Below are 16613 nucleotides of genomic sequence, written 5' to 3' on the forward strand. Positions count from 1 at the left end.
GGATTAGTGAAAGCACGCGAGATGTCTCGGCTGCGCTTGACATGACGTTCTTGAAAGTCGTTGCGCTAAGGCAGAATTTTGCGAATGTGGTTAGCCTGCTGAATTTGCCGGGTGAGGCCGTCGTAATCTTCCCGCGCCAGCAGTTCGCGGAAGTGCTGCAGCTGATGCAAATGCTCATCGAGCACATCGAGCACGTTCGGGCGGTTTTGGCGAAAGATGGGCACCCACATGGCCGGTGAGCTTTTGGCCAGGCGCACCGTGGACGCAAACCCGCCGCTGGCCAAATCGAAGATGCGCTGCTCCTCTTTCTCCTTTTCCAGCACCGTGAGCGCCAGCGCAAACGAGGTGATGTGCGAGATGTGCGACACGTAAGCCGTGTGCAAATCATGCGCCGCCGCATCGAGGTACAGCAGCCGCATAGGCAGCGCCTGCAACAGCTTTTCGACCAGCTGCACGGCGTCGGGGTCGCTGTGCTCGGTGTCGCACAGCACCACTGTTTTACCATCGAACAGGCCCTGCACGGCCGCATCGGGCCCCGAATACTCGGTGCCGGCCATGGGGTGCACCGCCACAAAGCGGCCCCGGCGCGGGTGCCCGGCCACGGCCGCCAGCAGCGCCTGCTTGGTCGAGCCCACGTCAATTACCACCTGCTGCGGGCCGGCGGCATCGAGTACGGCGGGCAGCACGGTCAGCATAGCATCCATCGGCACGGCCACCACCACCAAATCGGCCTGCGCCACGGCCGCAGCCAGGTCGGGTTCGATTTTATCGACCAAGCCCAGCTCTAGGGCGCGGCGCGCGTGGGCCGGGCTTTGCTCCACTCCAATGAAGCGCCGGGCCAGCCCGTGCTGCCGCAGGCTGAGGGCGAGCGAACCGCCGATGAGGCCAAGGCCGATGATGGTGACGTTCATGGAAAAGGGTTATGTTTTGAGGGTTGAGTTATTAGGCGGTCATGTCGAGCTTGCCGAGACATCTCGCGTGAGGTAGCCACTCAATCGTGAAATCAGTTTTAATTACTTCGGCACGCGAGATGTCTCGGCAAGCTCGACATGACCATTCTGCTCGTTGTCATGTGGTTCAGATATGCCTTGCACCCGCGCCAGCGCCTCGCGCAGCACGCTTTCCGGCTGGCAAAGGCTGGCCCGCACGTAGCTCTGCCCGTTGCTGCCGAAAATACCGCCCGGCGTGATGAACACCCGCGCCCGGGCCAGCACGGCATCGCTCAGGGCGTAGCCGTCGGCAAAGCCAGCCGGCACGGCGGCCCAGATGAACAGGCCCACCTGGCCCGGAGCCGGCGCGCAACCCAGGGCGCGCAGCAGCTCCAGCACCAGCGCGCGGCGGGCGCGGTAGGTGGCGTTCAGCTCCCGAAACCAGTCGTCGCCCAGCGCCAGGGCCGCTACCGCCGCCTGCTGCACTGGCAGAAACATACCCGAATCCATGTTGCTTTTGAAGCGCAGTACGTCTGCAATGAGGTCGGCGCGGCCGCAGAGCATCCCCACGCGCCAGCCGGCCAGGTTGTGGCTCTTGCTGAGCGAATTCAGCTCCAGGGCCACCTCGCGGGCACCGGGCACGGCCAGCAAACTCACGGGCGGCGTTTCATTCAGGATGAAGCCATATGGGTTGTCATGCACCAGCAAAATGCCGTGGGCTTTGGCAAAAGCCACCAGCCGCATCAGAAACGCCACATCGGCCGAAGCACCGGTGGGCATGTGCGGGTAGTTCACCAGCATCATTTTGACTCGGGAGAGGTCGGTTTGGGCCAGCGCCTCCAAATCGGGCAGCCAGCCGGCGGCGGCCGTGAGGTCGTATTCGCGCACCTCGGCCCCGCTGATTTCGGCCACGGCGCGGTAGGTCGGGTAGCCAGGATTGGGGATGAGCACGGCGTCGCCGGCCTCCAGAAAGGTCATGGCGATGTGCATGAGGCCTTCCTTCGAGCCCAGCAGCGGCAGAATTTCGCTGGCCGGGTCCAGCGCCACGCCGTAGTGGCGCTGGTAGAATTCGGCCATGGCGCCGCGCAGGGCGGGCGTGCCTTGGTATCCCTGGTAGCCGTGGGCATTGGGCAGCGCAACGCTGGCCGCCAGGGCGGCCGTCACGCTGGGGTGCGGCGGCAAATCAGGGCTGCCGATGCCGAGGTTGATGATGTTGGCGCCGGCTGCGTTGAGGGCCGCCAGTTCGCGCAGCTTGCGCGAGAAATAGTACTCGCCGGTGTGGGCCAGGCGGCTGGCAATGGGAATATGCATGGTCTCTTCTGTCATTGCGAGTGTATCTGTCATTGCGAGCGTAGCGAAGCAATCCGTCCTTTTCCAGCGACCAACTTAGAGTTGTGATGAAGCTTGGCTTGCGGAGCCCTGCTTGTATTGAAAATCTTTGTCATATATCAAGCCGGTCACATCTACAGGACGGATTGCCGCGTTCCACTGCGTTCCGCTCGCAATGACACGGCTGTCTGCTGCCCCGCTCCCATCGCCTCCGCCATACTCCCGCGGCGGTAGGCGCCCAGCACCCGCAGTTCCTCCGTCACTGCCTTCAAATCGGCCAGCAACGCATCCAGCTGCGGCATACTCTCAAACTCCACATCGGCATGGAAGCCGTAGTGCCAGGGTTGCCCGGGCCGGGGGCACGACTGCAGCTTGCTCAGATTCAGCCCGTGGGCAGCCACGCGGCTGAGCACGGCGGCCAGGCTGCCCGGCGCGTGCGGTGCACAGAAATAAAGCGAGGCTTTATCAGCCTGCGGATGAATCCGGGCCGTTTCGGCGTGCTCCAGCACCAGGAAACGGGTATAGTTGTGCGGGTCGTCGTGGATGGCGGGGGCCAGGATTTGTAGGCCGAACTGCGCGGCAGCGTGGGTGCCGGCCACCACGGCCACGCCGGGCGTCCGGGTTTCGGCCAGCAACTGGGCGCTGTGGCCAGTGTCGTCGGTTTCTACCAGCTTCCAGTGCGGGTGGCGGTCCAGGAACTCGCCGCACTGGCGCAGAGCCATGGGATGCGAATGCACCTGCTGCACCTCGGCCAGCGTGGTGCCGGGCAGGGCCAGCAGGTGCTGGTGAATGGGCAGATACAACTCGCCCGTCACCTGTACCGGGTGGCGCTCCAGCAGCAGGTAGTTGGGCAGAATGCTGCCGGCCAGCGAGTTTTCCATGGCCATCAGGCCGGCTTCGGCAGTGCCGGCCACCACGTGGGCCACCACCGCGCCAAAAGTGGCGCAGGGCAGCAAAGCCGGCTCTGGTCCGAAGAATTGCCGAGCCGCTACTTCGTGGAAACTCCCCTGAAAACCCTGAATGGAAACGCGCATGATGGTTAGTTATTAGTTGTCAGTTGCGGGTTGTCAGTTGTCAGGCTATTCTGAATAAGGCGGGCTGTCGAATTTCTGACAACTGGCAACCCGCAACTGACAACTAGAAAATGGGCAATAAAAAAGGGCCTCCGTGTGGGGCCCTGGTAGTGTTGGCAGCGAGTGGTTAGCTCGGGCAACAGCGGGCCGGCTTCTTCGGGTAGAAGAAGTAGTAGGCGTAATAAAAGAAGCTCTGCTGCGTGGGTGCCATGAGTTGAATGGGCATTAAAAAAGCGCCTTCCCGATGAACGAGCGGCGCTGGATAAGTTTGAGGATTAGCTACAAACGGCGGCTCGTTCTACGCGGTGGCGTAGAAGTAATAATAGCCGAAAAAGGTGCGCGTCTGGAACATAGTGGGGGTGGTTTACGGCTGCAAGGTAGGCACGCGCGGCACAAATGCAAATGAAACCGGCTGATGTCGGAATTTTATATCAGACCCAAATGAAGCGGTTCCGGTGTTCCTGTTTTCGCTTCCGGGCGCGGACACGCAGAGTTCACGCTACAGCATTATCCGCTCTACTGCCGGCTCGCGGGTGGCGGTATTCAACCCTTTGAACTCGATGTACTTCACATTCGGCACCCAGAACGTGCCGCCCTCGATGCGCAGAAACACGCGCTCCAGCTGCAGCTGCTTGCCGCCGATGGTGGTGTAAACGTGGAAGGCCTTATCAACCGGCGAGCGCAGCAGGTAGAACCGGACTTTGTTGTAGGCGGCGAATTTCAGCTCGTACTTATCGGCAGCCAGCTTTTCGGCGGTGAGGCCGTAGGCAAACTTGCGCTGGATGAAGTTCAGGTCCTTGCGCTCGCCGTGCTCGTCGTAGCGCAGCCAGAACACGTTCACGGGCTCGTCTTCGTTGAGGCGGCCGGCGCGGTCCACGTTCAGCTGGTAGATAACGGTGTTGGTGTTGGGGTCGCGCTGCAGGTAGAACAGCTGGTTGGGCACCCCGCTCGGCACCGGGAAGGTGATGGCGGGCGGCAGCGCCCAAAGCAAGTTAAAAAACAGCAGAAAGGTCGTTGCCGACATTGTTTTTGAGAGGGTAAATGGGCCCGCAAAGGTACGCCTGCCTGTAGCGTGGACTCTGCGAGTCCGCGTGCGAGCGCAGCGAGCATCAGGCGTATGGTGCAGTCCCGGCTGCTCGCTGCGCTCACGCGCGGACTCGCAGAGTCCACGCTACATTACTTCATCGCCCGGAATTTCCGCTGCATTACCTCCTGCACCGGCACGCCGGCAATCTTGCTTTCCAGCCAGGAAATGATGTCGAGATACAGAAAAGGCCGGCCTTCGTACGGCATCGCGGCAATGACCATCAGCTTGTCGCGCAGCCGGCTGAATGCCTCGCGCACCTCGTGCGGCGCGATGGTGCCCACCGTGCGCAGAAACCGGAAAATCTCCACCTGCATGGGCTGCTGGTCATCCATCTTGCCCAGGAAATGGTACACCGAGCGAATCTGATAGTCCAGGCTGGCGTCGTCGCCGGCCTCGTAGTGCGCAATCAGGTTCAGGATGCGTGCGAAGCATTGCAGGTCCTCGCGCAGGCTCAGTTCCTTGTGCTGGATAATGAGGTTCAGGTACTCGATGGCCTTGCCGAACTCGCCGCTGCCGAAGTACAGGCTGGCGATTTTGTAGTAGAGCACCAGCGTGCGGTGCAGGTCGAGCTGCGGCTTGTAGCGCTCCAGCTGCTCCAGCAGGTCGGGAATAATTTCCAGCCCCTGCGTGAAGCGGCCTTCGAGGAAACAGGCGTTGATGCGGTTGGTGTAGAGGTACTGGAAGAGCAGGATTTCGGTGTTGGGGCTGCTGCGGCGCGTCTGGTTGGCGGCGAATTCTTCCAGCACATTGAGCACCTGCTTGAATTTGCTGTAGTACAGCAGGTTGTAAAGTGAAGCCAGCAGGTTGTGCAGGCCCTTGATATAGAGCATGGTTTGCAGCTCCTTCATCGGCGGCGCGGCCTCAAACAGGTCCACCCACTTCTGGGCGTAGCGGTAGCCGGCCCGAAAATCCTGGTCGAGCGTGTGGTACCACACGTGGGCCTGGTAGAAGTAAAGCTTCTCGAAAAAGCCCCCATCATTGGCCGGAGCCGCTGGCATGTTTTCCCGAAAAAACGCCGTGATGCGCTCGTGGTCGGCCCGGTTGCGGGCGTGCCCGGCTTTGAGGTACAGCCCGTAGAGGCGCAGCGCGGCGTTGCTGAAGGCGTGCTGGCTGGCCAGGTGGGCCACCGTGTCGGTAGCTTCGGCGGTGAGGGTATCGGCGCGGTCCTTCAGGCTGCGGGTGATGTACTGGCTTTCGATGAGCTTCTCAAAATCGAGCGCCAGCAGCACGATGTGCGGCATTTCGGCCTGGCGGGCGGCCGTTTTCACTTTTTCCAACATGCGCAGGGCCTGCTGGTAGAAGCCCTTGTTGTAGAGCACGCGGGCGTAGTCGAGTTGCTCGTGCAACTGAATGTCGGGGTTCTGGCCGGCGTGGTACACGCGCAGGCTGGCCAGAATCTGGCGGTAGAGGTTGGCCTTGAGGTTGGCCAGCTGCGCCCGTTTCAGGCTGGGCACCTGGGTCATCACGGCGTCATCATCGGAAATTTCCAGGGCGTCGAGGGCATCGAAGAGGAGCAGGAATTTCAGGTCTTCGCTGGCGCCGGGCCGGTTGGTGAACAGCCGGAAATGGCGCTTTTCGGTCCGCGTCAAGGACTTTATCAGCTGAAAAACGGGCTCCGGACTTTTGGTAGGCATTGTAAGGATGGACAATTCAACTGATTGACAACAAGAATCTTGATTTTAAAAACCTCGCTTTTGGAAATAGTATAATTTCTAAAAATACGGTTTTGCGGTGCGCGCGGGCGGTAGTTCTTGCCAACCGATTCACCACCGCAGCCCCGCTCCCGGGGCGATTATCGCATGGCCACCCAGCAAATCCAAATCTTCGATACCACGCTCCGCGACGGCGAACAGGTGCCGGGCTGCAAGCTAAACCGCGACGAGAAACTGCTCATTGCCCGGCAGCTCGAACAACTCGGTGTCGACGTCATCGAGGCCGGCTTTCCGGTGTCGAGCCCCGGCGATTTTGCCGCCGTGCAGGCCATTGCCGCCCAAACCCAGGAAGCCACGGTGTGCGGCCTCTCGCGGGCCGTCGAAAACGACATTCGCGTGGCTGCCGAGGCCCTGCGGCCGGCCCGCTACCCGCGCATCCACACCGGCATCGGCACGTCGGATGTGCACATTCAGCACAAGCTCTGCACCACCCGCGAAGACGTGCTGGCCCGCGCCATCGCGGCCGTGAAGCTGGCCAAGAGCTTCGTGGAAGACGTGGAATTTTACGCCGAAGACGCCGGTCGCACCGACAACGAATTCCTGGCCCGCGTGTGCGAGGCCGCCATTCGGGCCGGCGCCACGGTGCTGAATATTCCCGACACCACCGGCTACTGCCTGCCGCAGGAGTACGGCGCCAAAATCAAGTTCCTGCACGAAAACGTGCGCGGCATCCACACCGTGCGGCTGTCCACGCATTGCCACAACGACCTCGGCCTGGCCACCGCCAATTCCATTGCGGGCGTGATGAACGGCGCGCGCCAGATTGAGTGCACCATCAACGGCGTGGGCGAGCGCGCCGGCAACACGGCCCTGGAAGAAGTGGTGATGATTCTGCGTCAGCACCCCTACCTCAACCTCGACACCCGCATCAACACCCGCCTGCTGGCCGAAACCTCGGCCATCGTGTCGCACCTGATGACCATGCCCGTGCAGCCCAACAAGGCCATTGTGGGCGCCAATGCCTTTTCGCACAGCAGCGGCATCCACCAGGACGGAATCATCAAGCACCGCGAAACCTACGAAATCATCGACCCGCGCGAAGTGGGCGTGGCCGATTCGTCCATTGTGCTCACGGCCCGCTCGGGCCGCGCCGCCCTGGCCTACCGCCTTCAGAAACTGGGCTACGACTTCGAAAAGCCCGAGCTGAACAAGGCCTACGCCAGCTTTCTGCAGCTGGCCGACCGCCAGCGCGAGGTGGTTGACAACGACTTGCACATGCTCGTGGAGCAGGAAAAGCTCGTTATTTCTAACTGATTAAAAATTAACATTATGACTACCAAAGAAGTAATTTATACCAACCTCTCGGCTTTCCCCGAAATCCAACAAACCGAGCAGCCGGCGGCGTCCTCGCAGCGCTGCGCCGACTGGATTAGCTACGCTGTGGCCGTGACGCAGCAAGCCGCACCCACAGCAGCAGACTTCTCATCTGATTCTGGATTTAGCCCGTCATGCTGAGCGAAGTCGAAGCATCTCGCGTGTGGTAGTAATTCAATCGCCAGAAAAGGATTTAGTGGTGGCACGCGAGATGCTTCGGCTACGCTCAGCATGACGTTCTTTTTCCCAAGCACCAAGTACAAAGCACCCACCCCAATGCCCAAGTCCTTATTCGATAAAATCTGGGAGGCGCACGTGGTGAAAGCCGCGCCCGGCGGCCTGGATATCGTGTATATCGACCGGCACCTCATCCACGAGGTGACCAGCCCGCAGGCGTTCGACGAGCTCGAAGCCCGCGACCTGCCGCTGTTCCGCCCCGCGCGCATCCTCGCCACGGCCGACCACAACGTTCCCACCCGCAACCAGCACCTGCCCATAGCGGAGCAGCTGAGCCGCTCGCAGGTGGACAAGCTGACCGCCAACTGCACCAAATACGGCGTGGAACTGTACGGCCTGGGCCACGCCCGCCAGGGCATCGTGCACGTCATCGGGCCGGAGTTGGGGCTCACACTGCCCGGCACCACCATCGTGTGCGGCGACAGCCACACCTCCACCCACGGCGCGTTTGGCGCGGTGGCTTTCGGCATCGGCACTAGCCAGGTGGCGCAGGTGATGGCCACCCAATGCCTGCTGCTGAGCCGCCCCCGGCGCATGCGCATCACGGTGGATGGTGAACTGCAGCCCGGCGTCACGGCCAAAGACCTGATTCTGTATGTGATTGCGCAGCTCGGCACGGGCGGGGCCACCGGCTACTTTGTGGAGTACGCGGGCAGCGCCGTGCGCGGCCTGAGCATGGAAGGCCGCATGACGGTCTGCAACATGAGCATCGAAATGGGCGCGCGCGGCGGCCTCATCGCCCCCGATGAAACGACTTTTGCTTACGTTGAAGGTCGCCCTTACGCGCCGAAGGAAGCCGCCTGGGACCAGGCTGTAGCCTATTGGCAAACGCTCTATTCGGACGAAGACACGGTTTTTGACGCCGAGCACCGCTTCGATGCCGCCGCCATTCCGCCGATGATAACCTACGGCACCAACCCCGGCATGGGCATCGCGCTCAATGGCCACATTCCCAGCGAAGTGCCCGCTGGCGAAGCGGATAGTTTCGATAAGTCGCTCCAATACATGGGTTTCCAGCGGGGCGAGTCGCTGCTGGGCAAGGAAATCAACTACGTTTTCATCGGCAGTTGCACCAACTCGCGCATCGAGGATTTGCGGGCGGTGGCGGCCTACGTGCGGGGCAAGCAGAAGGCCGGGCACGTCGAGGCCATCATCGTGCCCGGCTCGAAGCAGGTAGAGCAGCAGGCCATTGCCGAGGGGCTGGACCGGATTCTGGCCGAGGCCGGCTTTGAGCTGCGCGAGCCCGGCTGCAGCGCCTGCCTGGCCATGAACGAGGACAAAATTCCGGCCGGAGCCTACTGCGTGGCGACGTCAAATAGAAATTTTGAAGGGCGGCAGGGGCCGGGCTCGCGCACGCTGCTGGCGTCGCCGTTGGTGGCGGCCATCACGGCGGTGCAGGGCCGTATTGTAGACATCACGCAGTATTTGAATTGATTGTAGCCTGGACTCTGCGAGTCCGGGCATATGTGAACGACCAGGCCCGGACTCGCAGAGTCCAGGCTACATAACCCTAATGGAAAAATTCCAGACCTTGCATTCCGCCGCCGTGCCGCTGCCGCTCGAAAACATCGATACGGACCAGATTATCCCGGCCCGCTTTCTGAAGGCGACCACGCGCGAAGGATTTGGCGAAAACCTATTCCGCGACTGGCGCTTCGACGCCGATGGAACGCCGAAGCCGGACTTCGTGCTGAATAACCCAGCCTACGACGGCCAAATCCTGCTGGCGGGCAAGAATTTTGGCTGTGGTTCCAGCCGCGAACACGCCGCCTGGGCGCTTTACGACGCCGGTTTTCGGGTGGTGATTTCGAGCTACTTCGCCGACATCTTCCGCGGCAATGCCCTGAATACCGGCTTACTGCCCCTGCAAGTGACGGATGCTGAGCTAGCCCGCCTGTTTGCCCTGGCCGAAAAAGACGGCGACACCCAATTTGTGGTGAACCTGCCGGAGCAAACGCTCCATGTCCCTGCCACGGGCGAGAGCTTTCACTTCGACATCGATGCCTACAAAAAGGAATGCCTGATGAACGGCTACGATGACATTGATTATTTAGTCAGTCAGAAACCGGCCATTGAGGCCTACGAATCAAACCGAACCTGGTCATGGTAAGCAAGAAAATAGCCGTGTTGCCCGGCGATGGCATCGGCCCGGAAGTGTGCCGGCAAGCCGTGAAAGTGCTCGAAGCGGTGGCCGAACGGTTCGAGCATCGCTTCGACCTCAGTTCGCACCTGATGGGCGCCTGCGCCATCGACGCCACCGGCAACCCCCTTCCCGACGAAACCCTGGCCGCCTGCCGCGCCGCCGATGCCGTGCTGCTCGGGGCCATCGGCGACCCGAAGTACGACCACGACCCCAGCGCCAAAGTGCGCCCCGAGCAGGGCCTGCTGCGCCTGCGCAAGGAACTGGGCTTGTACGCCAACATCCGCCCCGTCACGGCCTACGATGTGCTGCTGGCCCATTCGCCCCTCAAGCGCGAGCGCATCGAGGGCACCGACATGCTCATCTTCCGCGAGCTGACGGGCGGCATCTACTTCGGCGCAAAGGGCCGCACCGCCGACGGCGAGGCCGCCTACGACCACTGCACCTACAGCCGCCCCGAGATTGAGCGCATCGCGCACCTGGCCTTCCGGGCCGCTGCCGGCCGCCGCCAAAAGCTCACGCTCATCGACAAAGCCAATGTGCTGGAAACCTCCCGCCTATGGCGGGAAGTGGTGCGCGAACTGGCCACGCAATACCCCGAGGTGAGCGTTGATTACCTTTTCGTTGATAACGCCGCCATGCAGGTCATCCTCAGCCCCACGCAGTTCGACGTGATTCTGACCGAGAATATGTTTGGCGACATTATTTCGGACGAAGCTTCGGTCATTGCCGGCTCGCTGGGGCTGCTGCCCTCGGCGTCGGTGGGCGAGCGGGTGGCACTGTTTGAGCCCATCCACGGCTCTTATCCGCAGGCGAAGGGCAAGGGCATTGCCAATCCCATTGCCGCCATTCTCTCGGCCGCGATGCTGCTGGAGCACCTGGAGTTGCACACCGAAGCCGCCCTGGTGCGTGAGGCCGTGGACGAGGCCCTTAACAACGGCATCCTGACGCCGGAGCTAAACCCGACTGCGCCGTATACCACCGAGGAAGTGGGCAACTATATCGCCTTCTGGATTGCGGATTCCCGGGAGAAGCAGTGGAACCGAATTAATGTAGAAATCGGGCTCAGCACGATTATTTGAGGGGGGTTAACTATTTGAGGAGGCTAACGCAAGTCAACCCAATCGGACAGCACGGTCATGCTGAGCGCAGCCGAAGCATCTCTACCGCAATAGTAAATGAATACTTGCGCGGTAGAGATGCTTCGGCTGCGCTCAGCATGACCGTTTTTTACATCTGCTTCACCACAGCAGCCCATAACCCCGAAGGCCGAAACCCGGTTAAGGCATCTTGCTTCCTGACTTTACTTTTTGCCTTTATGATAAAGCTCTTTGAACCCCTGGCCCTGCGCGGCGTCACGCTGAAAAACCGCATTGTGGTATCGCCCATGTGCCAGTACAGCGCCGAAGACGGCTTTGCCAACGACTGGCACCTCGTGCACCTAGGCAGCCGGGCCGTGGGCGGGGCCGCCCTCATCATTCAGGAGGCCACGGCCGTATCGCCGGAGGGCCGTATCAGCCCCGAAGACCTCGGCATCTGGAAGGATGAGCAGGTGCCCATGCTGCGGCGCATCAACGAGTTCATCATGGCGCAGGGCAGCGTGCCCGGCGTGCAGCTGGCCCACGCCGGCCGCAAAGCCAGCACCTACGCCCCCTGGCGCGGCGCCGGCACCGTGCCCGAAACCGAAGGCGGCTGGCCGGTGGTGGGCCCTGGCACCGAAGCGTTTGCCGATAACTACCCCCAGCCGCTAGCCCTCGACAACGCCGGCATTCAGAAAGTCATTGCCGACTTCCGGGCAGCTGCCCAGCGGGCGTTGGATGCGGGCTTTCAGATGATTGAGCTGCACGCGGCGCACGGCTACCTGCTGCACCAGTTTCTGTCGCCGCTGAGCAACCACCGCACCGACGCGTACGGCGGCAGCTTTGAAAACCGTAGCCGCCTGCTGCTGGAAGTGGTGGCTGCCACCCGCGAAGCATGGCCCGAAAACCTGCCGCTCTTCGTGCGGATTTCGGCCACCGACTGGACCGAAGGCGGCTGGACCGCCGACGACGCCGTGCAGCTCTCGGCCGTACTCAAAACCCGCGGCGTCGATTTGATTGACTGCTCCACGGGTGGCAACGTGCCCAAATCCTCAATCCCCGTGGGCCCCGGCTACCAGGTGCAATTTGCCGAGCGCATCAAGGCCGAAGCGGGTATTCGCACCGGCGCGGTGGGCCTCATTACCAGCCCGGTCGAGGCCGAATCCATCCTCGCCAACGGCCAGGCCGACCTGGTGCTGCTGGCCCGCGAGTTTCTGCGTGAGCCCTACTTCCCGCTCTTCGCGGCGCACGATTTGGGCGCCGAAATGGAATGGCCGGCGCAGTATGAGCGGGCCAAGCCGCGCGTGCACAAGGAGGCCGCCGGCCAGCGGTAATCCATTGCCAAACAGACCGTCATGTCGAGCGCAGCCGAGACATGACGGTCTATTACTCCTCGTTCCTTAATTCAGCAAAGCGTCCGCACCCATTTGGCCGTCACCAGCAGCTGGCCCAGGTGGCGCGTGGTGTGCTCGGCCGCGTGCACCAGCAGCCCCAAATGCGTGGACGGCACCTGCGCCCGGCCCACGGTGCGCACCTCGGTCAGGCTGGCTTCGTTGGTAGCTTTTAGCTGATTGATAGCCGTATCAACCCGGTCGCTGAAGCGCTGCACAAGTTTCGTCACGGTTTCCGGCTCAATGGAGAGCGGCGGATTTTCAGCGTGAAAATCAACGAACTGCTGTTCAGACAAGGTTTCCTGGCGGGCGTAGGTCAGTAGGCGGTCGAGCACGCCGGCGAGGTGCTGCAGGTGGAAGCCCACGGAGGCCACGCCGGCCGGCCGCTCGTTGAGCAGCGCGGACGGGAAATCAGCCATGGCGGTGTTCAGTTCGTCGCGGGCTTGCAGCAGGGCGTGGGCCACGGGCTGGAGCAGCGGCGGTACCCCGGCTATGGGGCCGCGCAGCCAGACTTCGAGGGGAGCGGGAGATGTCATGAGAGGGAATCTTTGGTAGTCGAAAGAACGTCATGCAGAGCGCAGCGAAGCATCTCGCATGAAGTCAGTAATTAGTTGAAGCACGCGAGATGCTTCGCTGCGCTCAGCATGACGTTCTTCTTAGGGCGTCAAATTATCAACGGCACTCGTAAGCCGTACTTTTGTAATTATGTCAGGTATTAACGATGCGCTGCGCGCTGCCGCCGACCAGTTCGGCACCCCTCTATACGTTTATAATTCGGCGACCATCACGCGCCAATACGAGAAGCTGACCACGGCTTTTTCGGGCCATAAAACGCGCTTTTTCTACGCCTGCAAGGCGCTGAGCAACGTGGCCATTCTGCGCCACATCCACGGCCTGGGCTCGGGGCTCGACTGCGTGAGCATCAACGAGGTGCGGCTGGGCCTGCATGTGGGCTTCGCGCCCGACGATATTTTGTTCACGCCCAACTCGGTGACGTTTGAGGAGCTGGTGGAAGCCAAGAACTTGGGCGTCAACCTCAACATCGACAATATTTCGCTCCTGGAGCGGTTCGGGGCCACGTTTGGCGGCTCCTACCCGGTGTGCGTGCGCCTGAACCCGCACATTGAAGCCGGCGGCAATTACAAGATTCAAACCGGCCACATCGACTCTAAATTCGGCATCAGCATTCACCAGATGCGCCACCTGGAGCGCGTGGTGAAGGGCACCGGCCTGCACGTGCGCGGCCTGCACATGCACACGGGCTCCGAAATCAAGGACGTAGGCGTGTTCATGCGCGCGCTGGAAATCCTGTTCGACGCGGCCACGCGCTTCCCGGACCTGGAGTTTCTGGATTTGGGCTCGGGCTTCAAAGTGCCCTACAAGCCCGGCGACCCCGAAACCGACGTGAACGCGCTGGGCGAACAGGTGGCGGCGGCTTTCAAAAGCTTTGAGAAAGAATACGGCCGCGCGCTGGAATGCTGGTTCGAGCCGGGCAAGTATCTGGTGAGCGAAAGCGGCTACCTGCTGGTGAACGTGGCGGTGGTGAAGCAAACCACGGCTACCGTGTTTGCGGGCGTCAATTCGGGCTTCAACCACCTGATTCGGCCCATGTTCTACGACAGCTACCACCACATCAGCAACCTGACCAACCCCAAGGGCGCCGAGCGGCTCTACACCGTGGTGGGCAACATCTGCGAGACGGACACCTTCGCCTGGGACCGGCTGCTGCCCGAAATCCACGAAAACGACCTGCTGGCCTTCCACAACGCCGGCGCCTACGGCTTCGAGATGAGCAGCAGCTTCAACTCGCGCACCCGCCCGGCCGAAGTGCTGCTCGACGAGAGCGGCGAGTTGCGCCTCATCCGCAAGCGCCAAACGTTTGAGGACCTGCTGGCGGGCCAGGTTGATACTGTGGCCGAGGCGAAGGTGGGCTAAGCGGCGTGCTACTTGGGGCGCCGCATGAGGTAGCCAGTTTGCGCATCCGTATAGCCCGAGCCTGAGGCTACTTTCGAGATAATGCTGTTGAATCCGACGCACTCCCACCCTTGACTGCTCAGGTAGTTGAGGGCTGCTATGACCGATTTCAGCTTGCCAATGGCGGTGCTGGCCTGCTGCATTTCGGAATTGGGAGTGCCGTCTTTGGCCTGCTGCCCATAATCCAGTTCCATTCCGCTGCCAGCAGAGGAAAAATGCTCGCCCCGTACTATCAGCATGCAATGCTCATATTGAATGGCTGCTACACGAGCCGGAGCCGCTTGGGCAAAAGCGGAAAAAGAAGCAACCAGCAACAGCACCGAGAAGCCAAGGATTTTGCGCATAACGAACAGGAAAGAGATTTCCCAAAACTACGCGCCGGTTCCCAAATCCAGCCTCTTCGGTCGGCCCCTTCCTCAGCCCTGGTTTCCCCCCGGGGCTACCAGCCAGGCTAGCGCCTCCGCTTCCGACTCGAAGGTGCGGTAGGTGTGCGGCAAGTCGCGCGTGGCCATCACGAACTGCGTGGTGGCTAGGCGGGCAAATACATTGTGTGCCACCAGGATAGCGCCGTGGCGGTAGCCGTGCTCGTTCACGGCGCGGGGCAGCCACTGGTTGGTCATCCAGTCCTGCTCGGTGGGGTTGAAGGGGGCCATGTCGCGCTGGTCGACCAGCATGCGGCTCCAGCGGTGGCGGCTCAGGGCCTGGGCGGCGTGCGTGAGCAGGGCCCGAAACTGCACGGCTTCGCGCGGGCCGGCGTGGTACACCAGCCGCACGTAGCCCTCCGGCTCTTCCCAGATGCGTCCGTGGCTGTTTTCGAAATAAAGGGAACGGGACAAAGGGGGCATCAATACCGAATGAGCAAGCAAAAAAACAGCCGCTCGCGCATTGGCGCGGGCGGCTGCTGGCTTCAACCGACAAACCCCGGTGGAGGTTACTTTCCGGTTCACTTTTCGACGGAATGCCCGGTTCGGGCCCCGAAACGGCCGTGACCTAGGCTTCTTCGTCCGTCGGTGCTTCGCCCCGGAAGGCGTCGAGTTTGGCCACTGCCGGCAGCTTCACCGGCTTGTTTTCGCGAGCCGACTGGTAGATGGCTTCCATGATGCGCTGGTCCTGCAGGCCCTCTTCTCCGGGCGTGTAGGGCGTTTTGTTCTGGCGCACGCACTCGGCCATGTGGTCCATTTCGAGGGCAAACTGGTTTTTCATGGGGTCGTTGGGCGTTTCCTTCAGCTGCTTGCCGTTGGGGGCATGCACCCGCTCCTGACGCAGCCCATGATACGGAAAAGCGGGGTCCATCTTGATGCTGCCGGTTTCGGCGTGCACCGTGTAAGCCTTGCTGTTGAAAGTGCCGTAGCCGGTGGTGCATTGCGAAATAACGCCGCTCGGGAAGCGCAGCGTAAACGTCACGTTCTCTTCCACTTCCTTGAAGCGCGCGTCGCTCGGGGTGCTGTAAATCTGGGCCGATACTTCGGTCGGCTCCTCGCCCAGCAGAAAGCGGGTGGTATTCAGGCAGTACAGGCCGATATCGGGCAGGGCACCGCCGCCGGCCAGGGCTTTTTTGTGGCGCCACTGCTGGTCGTGGGCCTGGTTCTGGCAGTTCACCATTTGCAGCAGCTTGGTGGCGCCGTAGGTTTTGTCGCGCACCAGCTTCATGGCCGCGCGGTTTAGCGGCTCGTACTGAATGCGGTAGGCAATCATGAGCTTTTTGCCGGCTTTTTTGCAGGCCGCAATCATTTCCTCGCACTCCTTGGCGGTGTTGGCCATGGGCTTTTCGCAGAGAATGTGCTTGCCGGCCTTGGCGCCGCGCAGGGTGAATTCGTGGTGCATGGAGTTGGGCAGCACGATGTAAATCACCTCCACCTCGGGGTTGTCCTTGAGCTGGTCGTAGGTCTGGTAGGAGTAGCAGCTGCTGGGCTTGATGCCGTACTGCTGGGCCACTTTGCGCATTTTCTCGGGGTCGCCGCTCACCAGGGCCACGGCCTTGGCGTGCTTGCACTGGCCGAAGGCGGGCAGAATCTCGTTCAGCGTGAGGTGGCCCAGGCCCACCAGGGCGTAGCCCACGCGCCGCTCGGGCGCGTCGGGGTTAAAGGGGTCGGCGCCCTTGGGGTCGGTGTCAGCTTCGAGGGGCGGCAGCTTGATGTCGAGCGGGCCGGTGGCAGGCGGCAGGGCGGCGTCGGGAGCGGCAGCTTTGGCAGCGGCGAGGGGCAGCGCGCCGGCCACGCCCACGGCCAGCAGCCCGCGCCCGGCGTGGTTGATGAACTGACGGCGCGACTCGTCGTGGCGCGGCTCTAGGTCGGTGATTTCGGGAGCGGCAGCGGAAGATTCCTGGAACATTGAACTGAATTGTGGCA

16 protein-coding genes are annotated in these 16613 nt (G+C 61.8%); 7 read left to right on the plus strand and 9 right to left on the minus strand.

From position 1 onward, the window contains the following. Positions 1-65: 65 nt before the first annotated feature. The 5 genes from Q5H92_RS21980 to Q5H92_RS22000 all read right to left on the minus strand — a co-directional run bounded on the left by Q5H92_RS21980 (position 66) and on the right by Q5H92_RS22000 (position 6007). Positions 66-911 carry a prephenate dehydrogenase gene (locus tag Q5H92_RS21980; protein WP_305013717.1) on the minus strand — a complete coding sequence of 282 codons (846 nt, stop codon included), beginning with the start codon at positions 909-911 and terminating at the stop codon, positions 66-68. Between the two features lie 102 nt (positions 912-1013). Continuing rightward, positions 1014-2240, minus strand: coding sequence for a pyridoxal phosphate-dependent aminotransferase (locus Q5H92_RS21985; RefSeq protein WP_305013718.1), 1227 nt, complete (start codon positions 2238-2240; stop codon positions 1014-1016). Between the two features lie 152 nt (positions 2241-2392). Continuing rightward, on the minus strand, positions 2393-3292 hold the full coding sequence (locus tag Q5H92_RS21990; RefSeq protein ID WP_305013719.1) for a prephenate dehydratase: 900 nt from the start codon (positions 3290-3292) through the stop codon (positions 2393-2395). 538 nt (positions 3293-3830) lie between these two features. Beyond that, positions 3831-4355: a DUF4833 domain-containing protein gene (locus Q5H92_RS21995; RefSeq protein ID WP_305013720.1), complete on the minus strand. Its 525-nt coding sequence runs from the start codon at positions 4353-4355 to the stop codon at positions 3831-3833. A 152-nt stretch (positions 4356-4507) separates the two neighbouring features. Further along, complete coding sequence (locus Q5H92_RS22000; RefSeq protein ID WP_305013721.1) at positions 4508-6007, minus strand: hypothetical protein; 1500 nt, start codon at positions 6005-6007, stop codon at positions 4508-4510. Positions 6008-6217: 210 nt separating this feature from the next. Between Q5H92_RS22000 and Q5H92_RS22005 the strand changes: the two genes are divergently transcribed. From Q5H92_RS22005 to Q5H92_RS22030, 6 genes are all read left to right on the plus strand, one after another. Beyond that, complete coding sequence (locus Q5H92_RS22005) at positions 6218-7384, plus strand: 2-isopropylmalate synthase (protein WP_305013722.1); 1167 nt, start codon at positions 6218-6220, stop codon at positions 7382-7384. Between the two features lie 15 nt (positions 7385-7399). Then, positions 7400-7585: a hypothetical protein gene (locus Q5H92_RS22010; RefSeq protein ID WP_305013723.1), complete on the plus strand. Its 186-nt coding sequence runs from the start codon at positions 7400-7402 to the stop codon at positions 7583-7585. 135 nt (positions 7586-7720) lie between these two features. Further along, entirely contained in the window at positions 7721-9115 is a 1395-nt protein-coding gene (leuC, locus tag Q5H92_RS22015) for a 3-isopropylmalate dehydratase large subunit (RefSeq protein ID WP_305013724.1), read from the plus strand. Between the two features lie 79 nt (positions 9116-9194). Then, on the plus strand, positions 9195-9791 hold the full coding sequence (leuD, locus tag Q5H92_RS22020) for a 3-isopropylmalate dehydratase small subunit (protein ID WP_305013725.1): 597 nt from the start codon (positions 9195-9197) through the stop codon (positions 9789-9791). Continuing rightward, positions 9785-10903, plus strand: coding sequence for a 3-isopropylmalate dehydrogenase (leuB, locus tag Q5H92_RS22025; protein WP_305013726.1), 1119 nt, complete (start codon positions 9785-9787; stop codon positions 10901-10903). Before leuD ends, leuB begins: the two co-directional genes overlap by 7 nt. A gap of 236 nt (positions 10904-11139) precedes the next feature. Then, entirely contained in the window at positions 11140-12234 is a 1095-nt protein-coding gene (locus Q5H92_RS22030) for an NADH:flavin oxidoreductase/NADH oxidase (RefSeq protein WP_305013727.1), read from the plus strand. A gap of 71 nt (positions 12235-12305) precedes the next feature. Here the strand turns inward: Q5H92_RS22030 and Q5H92_RS22035 are convergent, their stop codons facing one another. After that, positions 12306-12827, minus strand: a complete 522-nt coding sequence (locus Q5H92_RS22035) for a DinB family protein (protein WP_305013728.1) — start codon at positions 12825-12827, stop codon at positions 12306-12308. A gap of 169 nt (positions 12828-12996) precedes the next feature. Between Q5H92_RS22035 and lysA the strand changes: the two genes are divergently transcribed. Then, on the plus strand, positions 12997-14226 hold the full coding sequence (lysA, locus tag Q5H92_RS22040; RefSeq protein ID WP_305013729.1) for a diaminopimelate decarboxylase: 1230 nt from the start codon (positions 12997-12999) through the stop codon (positions 14224-14226). Positions 14227-14234: 8 nt separating this feature from the next. Here lysA and Q5H92_RS22045 read toward each other — a convergent pair whose 3' ends face one another. The 3 genes from Q5H92_RS22045 to Q5H92_RS22055 all read right to left on the minus strand — a co-directional run bounded on the left by Q5H92_RS22045 (position 14235) and on the right by Q5H92_RS22055 (position 16596). Then, the gene (locus Q5H92_RS22045) at positions 14235-14609 is read right to left on the minus strand and encodes a hypothetical protein (protein ID WP_305013730.1); all 375 of its coding nucleotides are present in this window, start codon (positions 14607-14609) and stop codon (positions 14235-14237) included. A gap of 72 nt (positions 14610-14681) precedes the next feature. Then, positions 14682-15101 (minus strand): SpoIIAA family protein, encoded by a 420-nt coding sequence (locus Q5H92_RS22050; RefSeq protein ID WP_305013731.1) that lies wholly within the window; start codon positions 15099-15101, stop codon positions 14682-14684. 154 nt (positions 15102-15255) lie between these two features. Further along, positions 15256-16596, minus strand: coding sequence for a Gfo/Idh/MocA family protein (locus Q5H92_RS22055; RefSeq protein WP_305013732.1), 1341 nt, complete (start codon positions 16594-16596; stop codon positions 15256-15258). Between the last annotated feature and the right edge of the window lie 17 nt (positions 16597-16613).

Source organism: Hymenobacter mellowenesis (genome assembly GCF_030581005.1).
In the GTDB taxonomy this organism is placed as follows: Bacteria; Bacteroidota; Bacteroidia; order Cytophagales; family Hymenobacteraceae; genus Hymenobacter; species Hymenobacter mellowenesis.